General features: G+C 38.3%; 13 protein-coding genes. 9 read left to right on the forward strand and 4 right to left on the reverse strand.

The window, feature by feature from the left end; translation table 11 throughout:
- Nucleotides 1–73 precede the first annotated feature (73 nt).
- Complete coding sequence (locus GTQ43_RS12755) at nt 74–1,273, reverse strand: PLP-dependent aminotransferase family protein (RefSeq protein WP_265272987.1); 1,200 nt, start codon at nt 1,271–1,273, stop codon at nt 74–76.
- 227 nt (nt 1,274–1,500) lie between these two features.
- Here GTQ43_RS12755 and GTQ43_RS12760 point away from each other — a divergent pair, with 227 nt between their 5' ends.
- Nucleotides 1,501–2,313 carry a basic amino acid ABC transporter substrate-binding protein gene (locus tag GTQ43_RS12760; protein WP_265272988.1) on the forward strand — a complete coding sequence of 271 codons (813 nt, stop codon included), beginning with the start codon at nt 1,501–1,503 and terminating at the stop codon, nt 2,311–2,313.
- Nucleotides 2,314–2,348: 35 nt separating this feature from the next.
- Here GTQ43_RS12760 and GTQ43_RS12765 read toward each other — a convergent pair whose 3' ends face one another.
- Nucleotides 2,349–2,588, reverse strand: a complete 240-nt coding sequence (locus GTQ43_RS12765; protein ID WP_265272989.1) for a hypothetical protein — start codon at nt 2,586–2,588, stop codon at nt 2,349–2,351.
- Nucleotides 2,589–2,642: 54 nt separating this feature from the next.
- Between GTQ43_RS12765 and GTQ43_RS12770 the strand changes: the two genes are divergently transcribed.
- On the forward strand, nt 2,643–4,637 hold the full coding sequence (locus GTQ43_RS12770; protein WP_265272990.1) for a serine/threonine phosphatase: 1,995 nt from the start codon (nt 2,643–2,645) through the stop codon (nt 4,635–4,637).
- 222 nt (nt 4,638–4,859) lie between these two features.
- A complete protein-coding gene (locus tag GTQ43_RS12775; RefSeq protein WP_265272991.1) occupies nt 4,860–6,131 on the forward strand; it encodes an FHA domain-containing serine/threonine-protein kinase in 1,272 nt (423 codons plus the stop codon).
- Between the two features lie 53 nt (nt 6,132–6,184).
- Here GTQ43_RS12775 and GTQ43_RS12780 read toward each other — a convergent pair whose 3' ends face one another.
- Nucleotides 6,185–6,403 carry a DUF4327 family protein gene (locus GTQ43_RS12780; protein ID WP_012407469.1) on the reverse strand — a complete coding sequence of 73 codons (219 nt, stop codon included), beginning with the start codon at nt 6,401–6,403 and terminating at the stop codon, nt 6,185–6,187.
- A 754-nt stretch (nt 6,404–7,157) separates the two neighbouring features.
- On the opposite strand from GTQ43_RS12780, the gene GTQ43_RS12785 reads away from it, so the two are divergent.
- The 6 genes from GTQ43_RS12785 to GTQ43_RS41450 all read left to right on the forward strand — a co-directional run bounded on the left by GTQ43_RS12785 (nt 7,158) and on the right by GTQ43_RS41450 (nt 17,499).
- Nucleotides 7,158–7,568, forward strand: a complete 411-nt coding sequence (locus GTQ43_RS12785) for a tetratricopeptide repeat protein (RefSeq protein ID WP_265272992.1) — start codon at nt 7,158–7,160, stop codon at nt 7,566–7,568.
- Between the two features lie 156 nt (nt 7,569–7,724).
- On the forward strand, nt 7,725–8,624 hold the full coding sequence (locus GTQ43_RS12790) for an SDR family oxidoreductase (RefSeq protein WP_265273748.1): 900 nt from the start codon (nt 7,725–7,727) through the stop codon (nt 8,622–8,624).
- On the forward strand, nt 8,600–8,959 hold the full coding sequence (locus GTQ43_RS12795; protein WP_265272993.1) for a cupin domain-containing protein: 360 nt from the start codon (nt 8,600–8,602) through the stop codon (nt 8,957–8,959). Before GTQ43_RS12790 ends, GTQ43_RS12795 begins: the two co-directional genes overlap by 25 nt.
- A 2-nt stretch (nt 8,960–8,961) precedes the next feature.
- Entirely contained in the window at nt 8,962–9,915 is a 954-nt protein-coding gene (locus tag GTQ43_RS12800) for a glycosyltransferase family protein (RefSeq protein WP_265272994.1), read from the forward strand.
- 34 nt (nt 9,916–9,949) lie between these two features.
- A complete protein-coding gene (locus tag GTQ43_RS12805; RefSeq protein WP_265272995.1) occupies nt 9,950–11,494 on the forward strand; it encodes a B12-binding domain-containing radical SAM protein in 1,545 nt (514 codons plus the stop codon).
- Nucleotides 11,495–11,499: 5 nt separating this feature from the next.
- Nucleotides 11,500–17,499, forward strand: a complete 6,000-nt coding sequence (locus GTQ43_RS41450) for a glycosyltransferase (RefSeq protein ID WP_321162472.1) — start codon at nt 11,500–11,502, stop codon at nt 17,497–17,499.
- A gap of 874 nt (nt 17,500–18,373) precedes the next feature.
- Here the strand turns inward: GTQ43_RS41450 and GTQ43_RS12825 are convergent.
- Nucleotides 18,374–20,593, reverse strand: coding sequence for a tetratricopeptide repeat protein (locus GTQ43_RS12825; RefSeq protein ID WP_265272996.1), 2,220 nt, complete (start codon nt 20,591–20,593; stop codon nt 18,374–18,376).
- Nucleotides 20,594–20,728: the final 135 nt, after the last annotated feature.

The following is a 20,728-nucleotide window of genomic DNA, read 5'->3' on the forward strand; positions in this document are numbered from 1 at the left end:
ACTAGGATTTTGTACCTACTTACGGGGGACAAAAGCATTCCCAGTCGGAGACTGGGAACTAAGTAATTACGAATTACCGCAGTTTGTGCAAAACTGCTCCTAATGTAGTGATTCCCTCAACAATCTTCTGTGTTGGCTGAAAGCTAAAAGCTAATCTGATGGCATCATCCCCTTGTCCATTGGCGTAACAGCGAGTCCCTGGCAGAAAACTGATGCCGTGTTCATTGGCAGCCATGAGCAGTGCTTTGGCGCTGATATCTGGTGGTAATTTACACCAAACGAAGAAGCCGCCATCGGGACGTAAAGCGACTACATCACTGGGAAACTCTTGAGCGATCGCTTCTAACAATAAATTGCACTTATGTTTGTAGCAAGCAATTAATTCCTGAATGTGATTTTCCAGTTTCCCCGTAGCACAATAGCGGGCAACCACATGGCTGACAAATGGCCCCACAGGCCCCTCACTCTTGAACATCGCCAACCGCTCAATGATCGCTGGATCGCCACAAGCCCAGCCTAACCGGATACCAGGTGCAATAATTTTTGAGAAGGTACTCACATACAATACCCATCCCTCTTGGTCTAGGGTTGCCAGGGAGGGCATCGTTTCTCCTCGGAAGCGCAAATCGCTATAAGCATCATCTTCCACGATTAGAACGCCATATTCAGCCGCTAATGCTACGAGTTTTTGGCGGCGAAATAACGGCATAGTAACGCCCGTAGGATTATGAAAAGTGGGGATGGTATAAATAAATCGTGGTCGGATGCCCTGTTTCTTTAAATCATTCAATTTTACTTCTAGAGCATCTACATCCATCCCCAACTCATCTACAGGAATGGTAATTATGTGTGCGCCAGCGTGGACAAATCTGGCAACTACTCCCAGGAAGGTTGGCCCTTCGACAATTACCACATCACCAGGTTCCACAAATACATCTGGTAGCAAGCCGAGAATCTGACCAGAACCGTAGCCAACGATCAAGCGATCGCGATCGGCAGGAATTCCTTTAGCTTGTAAACGGAGGATAATTTGCTCATATAGTTGAGCAGAAGGTGGGCCGTAATTGAGAGCGATGGGAGCCTCTTCTGCCAGCACAACGGCACTTGCAGCAGCTAAGTCAGCGTGAGGAAAGAGAATTGGGTCAGCTAGACCGTAGGCAAAGCTGACAGTGAGGATTTTGCTTAACTCTGTACCGTAGGTTGGTGGTGCGAGGTTTTTTGCTCGTTCGGCGAACAAATCAGTAATTCGGTAAGCAGGGGTTGTAGAAACCATAAGTAGTTCAAAATTGGAAGTCAGAATACAGAACACACAAGCAGGGAATTGGTCAAAAGTCAGATTGGAAGCTTGCTTCGATCTAAACTTTTCACAAGAGTGAGGGTCTTAAACTTTCGTTAGTCGCCCAGAACTCATAGTGGATTGTGGCTGCTGACAGATGTATTCTTTCTTATAACATCATCACAAGTATCGTGAATATTGACTGATAGAACGGAATTACTACCGTGAAATTAATTAACCTCAAGTGGCAACAGCTAATTCTCAGCTTAGGCTGTCTACTATTGATTATTGCCTGTAAAAGTTTCTATCCCACCAATAAGCCAGATGCTGTCCCTCTTAGGGTGGCGACAGATCCCACTTTTGTCCCTTTTGAAATCCAAAAAGCTAGCGGGGACTTGGAAGGTTTTGATATTGATTTGATGAATGCGTTGGCGCAGCCCGCCGCAGGCATCGCTAAAGTAGCAGGTTTTGCAGTCCAGTTTGAAAATCTGCCCTTTGATGGCATGATCTCAACCTTGCAAGCCAAAAGAGTTGATGCAGCAATTAGCGGAATCACCATTACCGCCGAACGCCTGAAAACAATTGCTTTTTCACGACCTTATTTTAAAGCCGGATTAGCGATCGCTGTCCGCGAAGACAACCAAAATATTCAAGACTTCAATAGTCTCAGAGGTAAAAAAATCGCTGTCCAAATTGGTTCTACTGGCGCAGATTTTGCCAAAACCATCCCCAACGCCAAAATTAGTACTTTTAATTCTGGGCCAGAATTTTTCCAAGATTTGCTCAATGGCAATGTTGATGCTGTGATTAGCGATGCTTTCGCAACTTTGTATGCGATAAAAAATGGCAACCTCAAAGGCATCAGAGTTGTTGCAAATTTGCTCACCCAAGAATACTACGGCATTGCTACGCCCAAGGATTCCCCCCATTTGGATGCAATTAACAAAGGTATAGGGATTTTGTTATCCAATGGCACTTACAAGCAAATTTATCAAAAATGGTTTAACGCTGACCCCCCGCAATTACCAAACTCTTGACATAGGGCATAGGGCATAGGGCATTGGGAAATTAATTATTCTTCCCCTGCTTCCCCTGCTTCCCCTGCTTCCCCTGCTTCCCCTGCTCCCCCTGCTCCCCCTGCTCCCCCTGCTCCCCCTGCTCCTCTGCCTCCCTTACTCCCCATTCCCAATTTATAAGCAATTGACTGCCAATATATTAAATATGCGTCACAATTAATACTGCCACCAAAATTCATTGATAAACTACAATCTCTTGTAGGTCTACTGTAGTCAGGGACAGCCAATTGTGGCACCTTGGATCTTAGTGGCTAGAAGCACCTTGGAACCGGAATAAAGGAACTTCCACTATGCTGATTTGCCCCCAGTGTAAATTTGAAAACCCCAATAGCAACAAATTCTGTCAAAGCTGTGGCACATCCCTGACCCACAAAGCTTGTCCTGAATGCAGTACCGAAGATGTACCTGTAAATGCACTACGTTGTCATAACTGTGACAAGGAATGTGGAACAGTATTTTGGGCAATTATCGCTAAAGAAACGACTGGGGAAGCCTTGGGAGTGGGTAGAGAAGCGATTAATCGCGTCTCTATGGGAGTAGAGGGAGACGAAGAAGCAATATTTCTCTCATCTTTTCCTAGTTCGGAGATTGCATTCGGCTCTTATTTAGACTCCCAAGAACGCTATCAATTATTAGATCCGCTACCTGCACCAACGGAAATTACCACCACTACTGATATTGGAGTAAGAGTTTTAGACTGCCAGCCGTATGAAATATCACCAATTGAGGCAATATTAGCAAGTCAGGAATCAGATTTAGTAACAGAAGCAAATGAAATTCCTCAACTTGCTAAACTTTATATTGCCTTACAATCCGAAAGTCAGCGGGAGATACCGCTGATTCACGATGCATGGCAGCAGGGCGATATACAGATAGTAATAATTGAAGACCGCTCCCATTGGCAGCCTTTACTTGACCTGTGGCAAGAAGAAACAACGAATTCGTTAAAAATTTTACACTGGTGTTATCAAATGACCCAACTTTGGGCATTGTTGGAACCAGTAAATTGTTGTCAAAGCCTTTTAAATTTGTCGAATTTGCGGTTGGATGAAGACCAAACCCTGGCGCTACAAAGGTTATACGTGGAATCATCGAGTTCTCAACCCGCCACCGAGTCATCAGAGGATGTCCAAGCTCAAACATTTGCTATTCCAGAGGAACCGTTAACAATTCAGGCTTTGGGAAGGGTTTGGCAAACACTATTTAGGCAGTCTCAACGGACTCAATTTGGCTCTGTAGTTAAGATGTTGGGGGATTTAGATGTAGGTAAGATTGACACGATCGCACAGTTGCGATCGCGTTTGGAAGAAATCTCTATGGAACTGGAAGCATTAGGAACCGCAAGTTTGCCCCCAATAAAGGAGAAAAATACTACTGTGCCTACTATGCTGCCATTAGATGAACCAGAATATATCGATATCATTGGCAAAATTGATGATATGCCAACTGTTGTGCTGGCAATGCAGTTAAGTAGTTTGGAAGATGCAGGACGCACAGATGTGGGTCGTCAACGTCATCATAACGAAGACTACTTTGGCATTGAAACCAAAATTCAGAAGTTGGAGTTCCCTAAAAGTCGAGTTCTGGAAGGGCATGGTTTATATATTCTCTGTGATGGTATGGGTGGACACGCTGGCGGCGAGATAGCCAGTGAGTTAGCAGTTAACACCCTACGGCAATACTTTCAAGAACACTGGATTACCAACCAACTGCCAACAGAAGATAGCATTCGTGAGGCAGTTTATTTAGCTAATAAGGCAATTTACAAACTCAATCAACAAGATGCCCGTTCTGGAGTAGGGCGCATGGGTACAACTCTGGTAATGCTCTTAATTCAAGATACCCAAGCAGCAGTTGCCCATGTAGGAGATAGCCGTCTCTATCGCTTGACGCGTAAGCGGGGACTAGAACAAGTCACAGTAGATCACGAAGTTGGACAACGGGAAATTACGCGCGGAGTAGAAGCAAGCATAGCTTACGCCCGCCCTGATGCCTACCAACTCACCCAAGCTTTGGGGCCTCGTGATGAAAACTCAATTAATCCTGATGTAGGGTTTTTCGAGATTAATGAAGATACCCTTTTGCTGTTGGCATCAGACGGTTTATCAGATAATGATTTACTAGAAACCCATTGGCAGACTCACTTAGAACCCTTACTTAGTTCCGGGACTAACTTAGAACAGGGTGTTACAAACTTAATTGATTTGGGAAACCAATACAATGGTCATGACAACATTACTGGTATACTTATTCGGGCAAAAGTACGCCCAAATCTCGAAAGTTAAAAATAAATGGGATTGGGTATGGAGCATGGATAATCAGAAGAATCACCAATTAGCAATAGAGATATCTTGAAATTAACCTTAAAGCCTTATAAATCAGGGGTAACTTTGTCCATGCATTTAGAAGTGGTTAAAACCTAATTTAGGTATAGTTTAATGCCCAATACCCAATACCCAATACCCAATGCCCAATCCCCTAATCCATTTACCTTATAGGTTTGTATTGTGGTTAGTCTGACTCTGTTAGAACCGCAACAGAAAACGCCTCTCCACCAGTGGAGCTTTGAGAACTCTTCCATAATTCGCATTGGTAGAGCAGCAGATAATCACGTTGTTTTAACTGATAGTTTAGTTTCGCGGCATCATCTAGAACTAAGATACGTTGATTCAACCGCCAAAGATGGCGGTTGGCGGCTGATTAGTCAGGGTACAAACGGGACTTTCCTCAATGGTGTCCTTGTAATTCAGAGTGCGTTACCAGATAATTCTCTTTTGCAACTAGCGCAGGGAGGCCCAATACTGCAATTCCAAATTCAGGAGGTAACAGTACTAGAAACTGGTTTGCGATCGCCACAACAAATCCAAGAAACAGAAGAAAAGGCTGTTGCAACAGTCTATTCAGCCCAGGGGAAATACACTTGTACGCACGAAGGTAACTCCCCGAATAATTTATTTTGCATCCACTGCGGTCAACCTCTCTCAGTACAACAAAAAATTCGCCATTATCAGGTTTTGCGAATTCTGGGACAAGGAGGTATGGGTACTACTTATCTCGCTTGGGATGCGGCTGTCCAAATTGGGAATATCCCACAATTGCTGGTGTTGAAGCAAATGAATGCTGATATGGCAAAAATTGCCAAAGCTCAAGAATTATTTGAGCGGGAGGCGTATACTCTTAAATCCCTTAACCATCCGGGAATTCCCAAGTATTACGACTTCTTTGTAGAAGGCGGAAAAAAATACTTGGCAATGGAGCTAATTCACGGACAAGATTTAGAAAAACGTGTCTATACCACTGGGCCAGTTACACCAAACCAAGCGATCGCTTGGATGATCCAAACCTGCGATATTTTAGACTATCTTCATAGCCAAGAGCCGCCGCTAATTCACCGCGACATTAAACCCGCCAACCTGATGGTGCGAAGTTCAGTAAACCGCATAGTTGTGCTAGATTTTGGCGCAGTTAAGGAAATTGGCACAGCGCCTGGTACTCGCATTGGTGCAGAAGGTTATTGCGCTCCTGAACAAGAACGAGGACAACCTTTGACTCAATCTGATTTATATGCAATTGGGCCAACGATAATTTTTCTGCTCACAGGCGAAAACCCTTTTAAGTATTACCGCCAACGAGGGCGAAACTTCAGGTTTGATGTGGCAAAAGTTCCCACCATCAGTTCCCAATTAAGAGATGTAATCGATCGCGTTACAGAACCATTGCCACGCGATCGCTACCAAACGGCAAAGGAATTAGCTGCGGCCTTAGCTGCTTGCCAATAAGGGGAACAGGCAATAGCGAATAAGGGAGAGTCAAATGCCCAATGCCCAATGCTCTATTCTTCATCCCAAGTTTCTACAGCTAGCAATTCACTAACTGGGTCTTGCATACTAAAGCCAAAGTCAAGCAGTTCCTGTTTCCAGTGCTGCCATTCATTACCATAGAGCAAAGCGATTTTCCAGATGCTATCGCTTGGCTTGATAATATTAGATTCTATGAGTGATTGCACGTTGCGCTGCAATTTCACCATTGGGTGAATCACTTGCTGAGTCATAACCTCGATTGAATTCAGATTTGGTTGGTAAATACTTAATTAAAACTGCTTTCCATTCTGCAATTGTTGCCGGGTCGTAGAGTGGTGTAATTTTGGTCAAGCTAGTCTTAACTTTCTAACTATACCATAACAAACTCTACTAAATTACTGGTAAATTCGGTTTTGTACGGTAATTACCACCACAAAATCCCAATTCCACCAAGCAGTCCTGAAACTTTTTGCCGAAGTTGGGCAAATTTGTGGAAACCGAGCAAAACAACTAGTCCCCTGGGAGATTCACTAAGTGGTGAGACAGAGGACGACTAGGAAAACTCTATTTGTTTGGATCGCAAAAAATATGTTTGCTTATTGAAAAATCTATAGGACACAGGCTAGTTTAAAGGTTTTTGACTTACAGGGAAATTTGCAATTGAGTAGAAATTGCCACTGCTTCTTTTCATTTAAACGTTATTACAATATCGTAAACATCTAGCATTGGGTAGAATCATCGCAAATCTTTATATAATCTTGATGTTCTGTCTAGGTGGATGAGAGGGTTTTGCTTTGAATTATATTTGAATCATAGGAGCGATCGCACAGCTAAATTATGGGTATAGCATGGGCTTACCATAAAGTTCCTCAGTCTTCAGAGTCAGCTTTTAAAGTTTGTGTAAAAAATTTTTAGCCAAGATGTTAGTTTCTGTTGAGCAGATGGGTATCCTCAAAACGGGAGGGTTGCTGACACCTAACTACTTACCGCAGCAATAATTTATACATGGCTGGCTCAGACGAAGCATACCTAATCGCCCGCAAAAAGCAGATTGAGCGGCGACAAAAGATTTTAACGATAGTATCGATGTTCTTATTTTTTGGATCTACGGTATTTGCAGTCATTCCAGCAATCCAACAGGCTAGTCAACCTAAGCCTGTAACTACGTCTGCTTCTGCTGAGTCAGTATTACAGCAACAGGCGCGGGGCTACGAGATGGTTTTACAACGAGAACCAGAAAATCAACTTGCTTTGGAGAAACTGTCTGTGCTGCGGTTGCAATTGAAGGATGCTAAGGGGGCGATGGAACCTTTAGAGAAATTGGTGAAGTTGCGCCCCGATCGGCAAGATTACAAAGTTGTATTAGAGCGGATTAAGAAGCAACAGGGTCAAAGAGAGGGGAATAGCGATCGCTAGCTCAATAACCCAAAAAAATAATTGATATTGTCTCAATTAGACAATTGGATTTGGTTAGCAAATCCTATGGATTTTATTGTCAAAGATATCAAGAAAGATGATTAGCAACTTTTGAATACTTTTAAATAAAAAGAGAAATACAATATGAGTGATCTTATGATAACAGGAGGGAGCGGCTTCGTTGGATCAAATCTTACTCGCTATTTTACAAGTAAAAAAAAGACAACTATCTCATATTTTAAGTCATCCATACCAAAAAACTTACTAGGAATGACAGATTCAGTCTACTTAGATATTAGAGATGCTGATGAAGTCTTTAAAGTCATAGAGAAGAAGAGACCAAAGGTAGTAATTCACGTAGCAGGTAACAAGAATGTTAGTTATTGTGAGAAGTATCCTGAAGAAGCTTATCAAACAAATGCTTTAGGTACTAAAAATTTAGCAATAGCTTGTAGAAAATTTGATGCACGTATGATCTATATTTCCACTGATCTGGTGTTCAGTTGTACTGATGGGTTTTATAAAGAAAACGATCAACCTAATCCCAGCTTAGTTTATGGCAGAACTAAGCTCCAAGGTGAAGAATTTATTTTGAATGAACTAGATAATGTAGCTATTTGTCGTAGTGGTGGAATCTACGGTACAGATTCTCCTTTATTACAGTGGTTATCCTCAGAACTCACTCAAGGTCATACTGTACAATGCTTCACTGATGTGTTTAACACACCAACATATACAGATAATCTAGCGGAAATGATAGAGGTAATTATAGAAAATAACTTAAGTGGCATATTTCACACCGTAGGACGAGAAAGAGTAAATCGGTTTGAGCTTTTTAATTACTATGCCACTATGTTTAATCTGAACGTTAAACTATTGGCTCCCGTCCAAGCTGGTATTGATAGAGAAAGAATGCTATTACAATCAGATTCTTCTCTATCAATTGAACAAACGGCTACTAAACTTGCTAGTGTTAATTTCAATTCAGTTCAAGAAGGATTTAGTCGGTTGAAAATTATTGGAGATGTGATATGCAAAGACTTTCAGCTTATATGATGAAGACTGATAATCGGGGCAGTCTTTGGGGAATTACACAAAATAATTGGGCAGAAGTTAACTTTATTGAAACTGCATCAGAACAAATCCGAGGCAACCATTATCACAAAGAAACTATTGAACTTTTTTTCATAGTTTCTGGCGAAATTAAAATTATAATCGATAATTTACATTCAGGTGAACATATTGAGTTTGAAGTTCAAAAGGGTGATGTTTTTATAATTGAACCCTATGAAATTCACACCTTTTATACCAAGACACACTCACAATGGATTAATATGCTATCCAAACAGCTAGACCCTGAAAATCCAGACTTTCATGCAATAGAGGTTTAGATATGAACCAAAAGTTGCGAATTGGATTACGTTTACGTGGAATTGACACATTTGATGTTAGTAAGCCTGGTAATGTGCAAGGCGACGAGCAGGTAGCAAGAGGATGGCAGAAATATCTACTTAGATGTGACGATGTAGAGTCCGTGTACTTGTATCCATCTAGTGGATTCATTACAGAGAAACTGGATGTTCTCATTCATTTCTATCCTTTTTTGGAACTGGATGAAAAAGTAAAAAATTTTTTATATCTACAAAACGCTTTTCCTAATGCTTCTAACCCAACTAAATGGCTTTATCCTCCCGAACTTCACATTGGTACAGTCGGCGTATTTAATCAAGTAAAATCTAGATTTGATGGATATATATTCACAAGCAAAAAATTAATGGAAGCTTGTACTTTGGGAGCAGTGATTCCTTTTGCAACTGATCCTGAACTTTTTTTCCCGCAACCTTCAAATCATTATCAGCATCCTGTGTCTTTTGTAGGTAATGATATTAGAGGCCCAATTGTAAATCAGCGTTACTTTATACCAGCTTTGCCATTTGGTCTTGTTATATATGGGAATAAAGCTTGGTCTGAGCCATTACAAAAAGCTTGTCTTGGCAAATTACCAATGCCAGATTTACCTAAATTATATTCAAGTTGTTTAATTAATCTTAATGCTCATATAGAAGAGCATATTGAGTTAGATACTATCAATCTGAGAATTTACGACATATTGGCTTGTGGAGGATTTATTCTTTCCGATCGTGTTGATTCATTACAAGCTATCTTTGGCGACTCACTAGTATGCACTACAGGAAATGCAGATGAATGGGCTAAGATTGTGCGCTATCTAGCTGATGACGAGGAACGACAGAAACGAAGTAAAGAAGGCCGTAAGCTTGTTTTAAGCGACCATACATATGCAAATCGCGTAAAAACACTTATGAGCTATCTAAAAGAAGCACTTTAAATAAGAACAATAATTATCATTTTATGAGGTTGAAATGAACGTACTTTTTGCAAATATTCCTTTTGTTAAATATGACAGTCAAGGAAATATATACACTGGCCCTAATGCAGGTTCACGTTGGCCTTGGACAAATGCTGGGCTTACAGACTACTACGCTTGCTTTCCTTTCTTTATGGGTTATGCAGTTAACTATCTAATTAAGCATGGAGTTGATGCAAAATTTTATGATGGGGTTGCTCTTAAGCATTGGAACTACGAGGTAGTAAAAAGCCATATCGCAAAGTTCCAACCAGATATATTATTTTTAGAAACATCAACACCTCTGTTTAAAACTATTAAAGAATTAGCTATTTGGGCAAAAGAAAGCTTTAATTCTCGCATTGTTTTAGTAGGCCCACATATTCAAGCTTATGCTCATGAATTAATTCATGAATCATTTGTAGATTATTGTGTTGTTGGTGAATACGAAAAGCCTGCTCTTGATATAGTTCTCAAGTTAGATAAGGCAAAATCCATATATACTTACGAACATATCGAAGATATTAACTTAATTAGAGGAGAAAATTTTCTACCATTTAGACCTATAGATTATTTATATAACTATTGGGAGCCAACAATGAATACTCCACGTCCCCAGTTGCAAGTCAATACCTCACGGGGATGTCCTTTCAAATGCACATACTGCCAGTGGCCAAAGGTAATGAATAATGGTCAATATCGCAATCGCCTACCTGAGCTAGTAATTGATGAAATTAAAACAGTTATTGCTGAACGTCAAACTTTTATCGACAATATAAAAAAAGAAAGAAAGGAAAAGCAGAATAATTTGCTATCACTTCAAGATGAAATGCATCATAAAATGAACAGCCATAGAGTGCAAGGAAAATTAATGCAAGCAGTTCATTTTAATGCTGAAGCATGGCGAATTAGTAATCTATTATGTGAAGATAATATTCAAAGTATTTTATTCGATGATGATACCTGGAATTTAGGTAGTAAAAGAATTACTGAGTTATGTCAGGGATTAAAAGATATAGGATTACCCTGGACTATGATGGGCAGAATAGACACAACCAGTTTAGAAATATATGACTTAATGGTTGAAAGTGGTTGTGTCGGTATGAGATTTGGAGTTGAAAGTTTTAATCAAAAATTGCTTGATAATACCAAGAAAAATTTAAGTGCTAAAAAAAGCTATGAAAATATTAAGTATTTGATTACTCGCTTTTCCGGGATGGAGTTTCACTTCACTACGATGAAAAACCTCCCTGGTGAAACTGAGCAAGATTGGGTCAACGATCTAAAAATACTGAACGAATTAAAAGAAATAGGGGCAAATTATAATAATAATATCCATTGGCAAAACTCAGATTGTGTTGCATTTCCTGGGACTGAGCTATGGGAAGAAATGGTAGCTCTTGGTAAGGGAGAGGAATTAAAGAATCTTGATCTATATGATGGCAGCACTCATAACAACGAAAAACTAGCTGGTGCTGTTGGATGGTTAGGGAAAGATTACCAACCCAAATGGTCTAAGTATTCTCAGATGGGAGAACCAACAAATCTTCCTAGCAGCTAATTTAATTGACTATTATTAAAGTTATAAAGGTGGCTTACATGAATATTTTGATAGATGGTTATGTGTTTGCGCGGCAAAATGAGGCTGAGTTACAGCAATTTTGGGGACAGGCTATACCAAAGCTTGTTAATCGGCTGCCAAACCATATAGTGTATTTTTTAAATCGTACTTCAAGTCCTATTTTTCAGGAAAATTCTAGAAAATTTAAGAATTTATTTGCACCTTTAATAGATTTTGAAAAATCTGCTCTTGAAGACCGACGTTTATCTGCACTATGTCAAGAACTGGATATTGATATATTTATCAGTACTTACTATACAAGCGCAGGTATAGTAGCGAAATCTGCGTTTATATTATGCGATAAATTTTCATCTAATATTTTTAAAGCTGACTCTTATATTTCCCTATCTAGGCAACGTGCTATTAAAATGGCATCTTGCTACATCACTATTTTTCAAGATGAGGTAGAGAATTTTAGTGCTGCGCATAAAATTCTGGAGGATAAAATTAGGGTAGTAAGTGCTACAGTAACTAATACTGAACTAGATTGGGAAATGATTGCTGAACATTGTGCGATCGCAATTAAAAATATTTATGATGAAAAACTTAGTCCAGAAATTATCACTTCACATATAGCGGAAGAAGAAGTAGTAAAATCCGAAGCTTCTTTTATTATACAAGACATAGAGAAAGCAGCAATAGATTTATGGGAGACAGAGAGAAAGCCTAAAAATTATATGTCTATCCAAAACCCTCTTCAAACTCTTTCTGTTTGTATGATGGTGCAAAATTCCGAAAAAACTTTGGCTATTGCCTTAGAGTCACTCAGCCCAATTTATGATGATTTAATAATAGTTGATGGAGGTAGCACTGATTCTACTTGTCAAATTGCTTTGTCTTATGGAGCTAAAATAATTTACTCAAAATGGAAGGGAAATCATGCTGAACAACGAAACGTTTATCTGAAGGAAGTTAAAACTGATTGGGTATTTGTAGTTGATTCAGATGAATTTATTGATAAAAAAACTCTGGATTTTCTTAAGTTCCTTAAAACTAATGGAAGTAATATCCAAACAGATAACATTTGGATTACTCGTAAATGGGTTAGTCCATTCAATAAGGACTATTATGTTTCTAGTAGTCCTCATTATCCTGATTGGCAACGTAGAGTATTTAGATATAATAAGTCAATTTCATATAGCGGACAAATTCATGAAGAGATTCATGGACTAATAAATCCAGGCGAGTACTTGGCAGATGTAAGTGTATATCATTTGGATTTGTTAATTAAAAGTGAATCAGAGAGACAAGCAAAAATTAATATATACAGTAAGGTTAATCAGAAAGATGGAATGCCTCATTTTTATCTTCCAAACACGAAAGAATTAATACTAACAAAATGGAATCACGAAGATTTACTTGTTCAAACCAAAATCTTGCTTGATTCTATACCTGTGAAATGTAAAGTTTGCGAATCTGATTCGGTTTTTCTTGGCAATGCTAAAGTTTTAGGTAAGTATAAAGTAGATTATTATCAGTGTTCAAACTGTGGTTTTGTTCAGACTGAAGAACCATTTTGGCTACAAGAAGCCTATTCTAAAGCAATAGCAGGTACTGATGTTGGTTTAGTATTTCGTAATCTGATGTTTTCATCAATAGCTAGTAAGTTAATTTTCAATTTCTTTGATCATGAAGCAAGATTTTTAGACTATGGAGGTGGTTATGGTCTATTTGTGAGACTGATGAGAGACAATGGATTTAATTTTTATTGGATAGATAAATTCTGCGAAAATATATTTGCTAAAGGCTTTGAATTTTTAGAAATAGAAGGTAAGCAGACAGTAAATCTTGAGATGGTTACTGCCTTTGAGGTGATTGAACATCTGGTGAATCCTGTTAACGAGATTAAAGAAATATTGAAATATTCTAGAAATTTTTTGTTCAGCACAGAATTATTACCAAACGTGGGCTATCATCCCAATGAATGGTCTTATTACTCTCTAGATGAAGGTCAACATATTTCTCTATACACTCATAAATCACTAGCTATTATTGCTGAAAAGTTTAATCTAAATTTTTATTCCAATGGCTCGACACTACATTTATTCACAGAAAAATATCTGCCAGACAATTTATTTGTAGAACTAAATAATGCTGATTTAAAAGAATTTAATAAAAAATCACTTTTGCAAGATGACTATATCAAAGCGGTTAGTCAACTTAATACAAAAAATGAACGATATCAGAGTCTAAATGACGTACGAAGTATTGATAATTACGGAAGCAAGCCCAAAATCGTTGTTGATGGAGTCTTCTTTCAACTTAACCAAAGCGGTATTGCACGCGTATGGAAATCTTTACTAGAAGAATGGGTCAAAAGCGGTTTTGCAAAGAATATTATTGTGCTTGACCGTGCTGGGACTGCTCCTAAGATTCCTGGTATTACATATCGTAATATACCAATTTATGATTATGCTAAGGTTGATGTTGATAGAACCATACTACAGGAAATATGTGATGAAGAAGATGTAGATGTATTTATCTCTTCTTACTACACTACCCCAATTACAACACCTTCTGTATTCATGGCTTATGACATGGTTCCAGAAGTTTTAGGCTGGGATATGAATAATCCCATGTGGCAAGCAAAACATCATGGTATACAACATGCTTCTGCTTACATAGCAATATCAGAAAATACGGCATCTGATTTAGCAAAGTTTTTCAAACATATACCTATAGAGTCTATAACTAGAGCCTATTGCGGAGTTAAAAATGCACTGTTGCCTGCCGAAATTTCAGATATTAATGCTTTTAAAAAAAAGTATAACATCACTAAACCTTACTTTTTGTTAGTTGGTGCTGGCGGTACTAATAAAAATATTGTTTTATTCTTCCAGGCTTTTGCACAACTTGCTAATAGTGATGGATTTGAGATTGTTTTAACAGGAAGTGGTGATATATTAACACCTGAATTTAAAACCTATACATCAGGTAGTATTGTTCATCTTCTACAACTCAGCGATGAAGAGTTAGCAATAGCTTATTCTGGTGCTGTAGCATTAGTCTATCCGTCTAAATATGAAGGTTTTGGGATGCCTTTAGTTGAAGCAATGGCTTGTGGCTGTCCTGTAATTACTTGTCCTAATTCCTCTATTCCAGAAGTAGCTGGAGAAGCGGCAATATATGTGAATCATGATGATATAGATGGACTAGCAAATGCACTTTGTGAAGTTCAAAAGCCTAGCATTCGTCAATCATTAATTACTAAGGGTTTAGCACAAGCTAAGAAGTTTTCTTGGTCAAAAATGGCCAATACCGTAAGTTCTGCTCTTATTGATGCTTCCATCTTATATTTGAATCTTAATGAGATTAATTTAATTATTTTTCCAGATTGGTCACAACCAGAAGAGTTAGTTAGCTCAGATTTAGAGATAATAATTAAAGCATTAGTAGATTATTCAGACAATCACAAGACTACACTACTTATCGATACAAGTAATATTGCTAGCGAAGATGCTGCAATCTTTTTGTCTGGTGTCGCTATGAATCTGCTGTTGCAAGAAGATATAGATATTAATGAAGGATTAGAAATTTCTTTGGTAGGACAATTAGCTGATCTTCAATGGGTAGCTTTGCTACCTCGAATTAGTGCAAGAATTATTTTGGAATGTGAAAATAAACAGGCAGTAGTTAATTGGCAACGAATCCTTGAGCAAACCAACAAATTAAACGGGCTAATAGAACAATGTGAAATTAAAGAGTTCATAGATAATTATCAATTAAGGAATAACCTACGTAGTTTAGTCGCAAGATATCAACAAGAAGATTTGGATATATCTGTATTAAAGCAATTACGTTTATTGAGAAAACAGATTTCTGAATCGTGTCTGGATAAAGAAGATAATCTACTTGAAAGATTATACTCGACCAAATTTGGTGAGGATTATCAAGTCTTACTAAATAGCGGTATTCAGAACGAATCAATAACAGAAGATGAAGAGAGCTTTGTAACTGACATATTAGTAAGAATTAGTAAGGGACTTAATGAAAAAAATGCCATTCAGTATCTTCTAGTAGGAATGCTATACTGCCGTACTCACCAGTTACCCTTAGTGCATGACCTGACTCAAATGCCTAGTTGGTTACTCAATAACTATCTCGAATTTACTCTCAAACCTCCCCTTTATTTTCAAGGGATAGGAGAAGCAGATAATTACTATCAGTATATGGATAAGTGGATTAATTATCTCCACAATAATATTAGCAGTAATTTTGAGTCTAAATTCTGGCAAGATATTGCCGCATGTTTTACATATACAGCGAATTTCATCCCATTTTACTTTAATAAATTAGATTTGAAAAATATCTACACTAAACGGGCAGATATTATAAAACTCTACTTACAACAGTTTAATAATAGTATTGAATACGATTTTTCAGAACGGTTGGCTGAACAAACAAAAATTAAACTTGGCATTCTTGCTAGCCATTTTCAACCACAGACAGAAACGTTTGCCGCTTTGTCAGTATATAAGCATTTAAATAGAGATTTATTTGAAATAATTATTTTCACCTTAAATGTGACTAATAATCGTTTAGAAAGATATTGTGCAGGTCATGCAGACGCTCTTATTCAACTTCCAACGAACTTAGAGAGTCAAGTAGAAACTATTCGGGAAGCTGATTTAGATATACTGTTCATTTCTACCAATGTTACCGCAGTTACCCATCAAATTACCTTGCTTTCGTTGTATCGCCTAGCCCGAATACAAATGGTTGATGCTAATTCTCCTGTAACAACTGGTATGCCTAATATAGATTACTATATTTCAAGTAAGCTTTCTGAAGTTGAAGATAATGCTCAACAAGATTATACAGAACAACTAATTACATTAGATAGTCCTCCCCAGTGTTTTGATTTTGCAACCGAGAAGCAAATACTTGCCACAACCTTTATTAGCCGAGAAAGTCTGGGGATTACTAAAACTGCTGTAGTTTACGTTTCAGGAGCTAATTACTACAAAATAATTCCAGAGCAAGAGGTAACTTGGGCAAAAATAATTGCTAGCGTACCTAATTCTGTTCTATTACTTTATCCATTTAATCCAAATTGGTCATCTTCCTATCCTTGTATTGCTTTCCGTAAGCGGATAATTACTACTTTTGCTAAATATGGTGTTAGCGAGGATAGGTTGATAATTCTTGAACCAGCACCAAACCGTGCTGATGTTATGGAACGTTTAAAATTTTGTGATATCTACTTAGATTCTTATCCTTACTCTGGTATGACTTCACTCATAGATCCGTTGGAAGTAAGTTTAGCAACGGTAGTTATGGAAACAGAATGTTCTCGTTCTCGAAAGGGAGCATCACTTTTACGAGAACTCCAAATATTTGATTTAATTACAAACACCGAAGAGGATTATATTGAGTTAGCTGTTGCTCTTGGAATAAACTCTGAATTGCGTCAGGAAAAAGCAGAGCAAATCAAGCAAAAAATGCATCAAGATCCAAGATTTCTTGATAGTGGCTCTCATTCTGCTCAAATGGGTAAACTCTTCCAAGAATTATTCTATAAACATCAGGCGATCGCTCTTAAAGAGCAACTAAATTTAAAAGATACTAACCTAATTATTTTCCCAGACTGGTCACAACCAGAAGACTTGCTATATCAAGATTTAGCAAGTGTGATTTGTACTCTCACTACTCACCCGGATAAAAACAATATAACTCTTCTGATAGATACTCAAAATATTTCTGAGGAAGAAGGGGATATGCTTTTATCGTCTTTGACCATGAATTTGCTCATGGAAGATGATGTAGATATAACTGAGGGGCCAGAAATTTCTCTGCTAGGTAAGATAAGTGATACACAATGGAAAGCTCTTTTGCCTAGAATTAATACTCGAATTGCTTTAGCAACAGATAATCAATCTGCGATCGCACAGGCAAAAGCAGAAAATCTTCCATCCTGCGATGTAGATAACTTGGTTGTAAGCTGATGTGCAGCTAGATTGCATAACACGAAAACGTAAAATCATTGTAGTGCGGGCAACATGAGCGCATCGAATATACAAATTAAATACGCAACAGCTTATCCCAATACTGCGTAGGTTTTGCCTAAAAATAAAAATCTGTAGGTTGGTGAGCCAGCATGGTCTTCTCCCTTTGGGAGAAGCTAGCGCCTTTCCTTCGGAACGCTCCGCGAAGGCGGAGCGTCTCGTAGAGAAGCGGGTTTCCCCCATGAGCGACTGTGTATCCCTTTGGGGAAACAAGCTACGCGCTGCTTCTACCCTTGGGAGAAGCAAGTGGCGTTTAAGAGGATGTTTTAAAAGTGTTTTAGTGTGATTTTAGGCACTTAATGATCCCCCTAGCTCCCCTTAAAAAAGCTACGGTGTACACACATCTCTGTAGAAACCCAAAATCGTTGGAGATCCCCTAAATCCCCCGATAAATTGGGGGACTTTAAGAGACTTTTGCCCCCCAATTTATCGGGGGTTGGGGGGATCAAAAGCCTATGAGGCCACTCTCAAAGACTTGTGTGTACACCGTAGCTTAAAAAAGGGGGGAACCGGAATCAAAGTTCCCCTTTTTAAGGGGGATTTAGGGGAATCTAGAAGGTTTTGCTACCGACAAGAGGACTTTTAAAACATCCTCTAAGCTCGACTTTATCCATTTTTTTCGCAACGCGATCGCTATCGCTGAAACCTGTGTGGGATAGTAGTTTTACTTTTTGAACTTGATCTATGCTCTGTGACGTAGAAAAAGTATTTGCCGAAAAGCCACGATTTTTGCCAGATAAAGAAACCGAGTTCTTAATTTTGGATAAAGTCGAGCTAAGACTGCACCAATCATATCACGATACTCACTAAGAGCTTATTTTGCCTCAATATACCTCTGCCACATCTGCTCGTAAGCCTTCTCCATCTCACGGGTAAATTGCTTGCCATTCCACAACGGGGCTGTTTGCCGGGATGCTTTCAGCTTCAAACCCACCTGCTGGCGTAAAGTCTCATCTTTCCCCAGACGGACACCCCACTCAATATATTCTTCATCAGTCCAAGCGATGCCTTCTGTAATTCCTGCATTCATCATCATGGTGTAGCTATTACGAGCCGCAAATTGTTCGCCGACTCGCGTCACCAAGGGGATACCCATCCACAATGTTTCTAAGGTTGTTGTCGCTCCGTTGTAGGGGAATGTATCTAATACAATATCAGCAATGCCTAAATTAGCACGATGAACTGACTCTAAATAGACTATTGGTAAAAACCGTAACCGAGAACAATCTACACCTTCTTCTTCGGCAATTTGGTAAAAGAAGCGTTTAATTGTTTCCTCTTCAGCAAGTCCTTTAATCAAAAAGTAGCTGTTAGGTACTTGTTTGATAATTTGCATTTGCCACCTTGTCGTTTCTGGATGGCGTTTATATCCTCTTTGGGCACTAAGATATACAACGGCATCTATAGGGATATCCAAGTCATCGCGGCGGAGTGTTGGTACACCAACTTCAAAACCATCTACTGCTATGTAAGTCTGAGGTAATCGCCAAATTTTCTCTGTATAGTAATTTTGTGCGTCATCTGGTAATACATAAGGGTCTGCAATAAAGTAATCAATTGCAGGTATACCTGATGCATCCCACCCCAGCCAAGTAACTTGAATTGGGGCTGGCTTAAGTGCCATGACTTCACTTGTAATATCTAGAGTGATGCTATCAAGATCAATTAAAATATCAATTTCATCTTGATATATCTGGTCAGCAATTTCTAGACCATTTATGCCTAGTTTATGAGCATTACCTCCCTTTTGTACATACCAATTTTGTAGAAAATCATCTATTAATTTATAGTTGACAAAATAGGTATAAATATCAAATTTATCTCGATCGTGATGTTCAAATAACCAGCGAGCTAACCAACCAACAGAGTGATTCCTTAAAGCATAAGATATATAACCAATCTTTAGTTTTTTTGCATTGTGTATTAAAGATTGATTCTTAATAAAATTATGAGTATAGTTTTTTTGTTGTGATTGAGCTAAAGCTTGAATGTCATTATTAAAAATTTCAGCTATCTTATTATGAATAGCTCGAAATTCAGCAGGAGTATCTTTAATGTGAGGTATTGCAAAAGCTGGTGTAATTAACCTTAATATTCTTCCTTCTTCTAAAAGAATTGGTTGAGCTTCAATAAACTGTTTATATACAGTTTCTAATTCTTGGCAAGTTGTACATATCTCTTGCCAATATCCCCCTGCTGACATTAAACCTCTTAGCAACAGATGGAGCGCAAAAATTTTATCAGCCAAACCTTCTGATAATGAATAACACAACCTAGCTGTCTCTATACCTTGAGAATAATTGCGAGCATCTTGATAAAAAGTTGCTAAGTGCCGCAAAATCTCTACATTATCTGGTTCCAATCGTAAGTGCAATTCTAGCACAGATGCCGCTAGTAAAGGCTGCCGCAAAGTATGACCAAGTTGGATAGCAGCAGGAAGCAGTATACAGAAGCATTGATGAGTATCACAGAAATAAGGAAGACTAGCTTCTATTAAGTTTAGATTAATTGGATGTAAAGGAACGGTATTTAAAAATTCTTTTAAAACTTGGATTAATAATTCGGCATTAATTTCTATATTTTCTTTGGCGTTTAAACTTTCAATTAAACCCCACTCATTCAAATCATCAATCTCTTCCAATTTGTCTAATTTGATAGAAAGGAGGATAATTTCAAGCAAATTATTTATATCACTAGGATTAATTTCTCGTATATGCTGACGAATTAACCAAGCTAAAGAATATTCCGCTAGTCTTTCACGCCTTTGTGCTTCTATTTGCAAAATTTGAAGTAGTTCATTTGTCCAAGCTTGTAGCTGTTCTTCATCTGCCTCTGTCATTGGCAGCATCCAAGTCATTTGAGCTTCTGCTTCTTGCCCTTGTAATAGCAATAGTAACCCTAAGTGCCAATAATAAGAAATAGCATTTGGTTCTATTTCTATTGCTTGTTCATATAACTGTGCTGCTTGTGAATATTTTTCTTGAATGAAGTATTGTTCAGCTTGATTTTGCCAATTATATATATCAATAATCATTGTAATTCTCTAAGAAAATTTTATAAGGAATATAGTTGTGAACGACTTCAATAGAAATAAAGTGGATAGACGCATCTACCCACTTTGGAGAATATCTGATTGAGAAACAATTTATATACTGTTTGTCCCTGGTTG

This window comes from Nostoc sp. KVJ3 (genome assembly GCF_026127265.1).
Taxonomy (GTDB): domain Bacteria; phylum Cyanobacteriota; class Cyanobacteriia; order Cyanobacteriales; family Nostocaceae; genus Nostoc.

Excerpts from the sequence above, each read along its gene's own strand:
- GTQ43_RS12785 (WP_265272992.1), top strand. The coding sequence starts at position 7,158 with ATGGCTGGCTCAGACGAAGCATACCTAATCGCCCGCAAAAAGCAGATT.
- GTQ43_RS12790 (WP_265273748.1), top strand. The coding sequence starts at position 7,725 with ATGATAACAGGAGGGAGCGGCTTCGTTGGATCAAATCTTACTCGCTAT.
- GTQ43_RS12770 (WP_265272990.1), top strand. The coding sequence starts at position 2,643 with ATGCTGATTTGCCCCCAGTGTAAATTTGAAAACCCCAATAGCAACAAA.
- GTQ43_RS12805 (WP_265272995.1), top strand. The coding sequence starts at position 9,950 with ATGAACGTACTTTTTGCAAATATTCCTTTTGTTAAATATGACAGTCAA.
- GTQ43_RS12825 (WP_265272996.1), bottom strand. The coding sequence starts at position 20,593 with ATGATTATTGATATATATAATTGGCAAAATCAAGCTGAACAATACTTC.
- GTQ43_RS12780 (WP_012407469.1), bottom strand. The coding sequence starts at position 6,403 with ATGACTCAGCAAGTGATTCACCCAATGGTGAAATTGCAGCGCAACGTG.
- GTQ43_RS12795 (WP_265272993.1), top strand. The coding sequence starts at position 8,600 with ATGCAAAGACTTTCAGCTTATATGATGAAGACTGATAATCGGGGCAGT.
- GTQ43_RS12755 (WP_265272987.1), bottom strand. The coding sequence starts at position 1,273 with ATGGTTTCTACAACCCCTGCTTACCGAATTACTGATTTGTTCGCCGAA.
- GTQ43_RS12800 (WP_265272994.1), top strand. The coding sequence starts at position 8,962 with ATGAACCAAAAGTTGCGAATTGGATTACGTTTACGTGGAATTGACACA.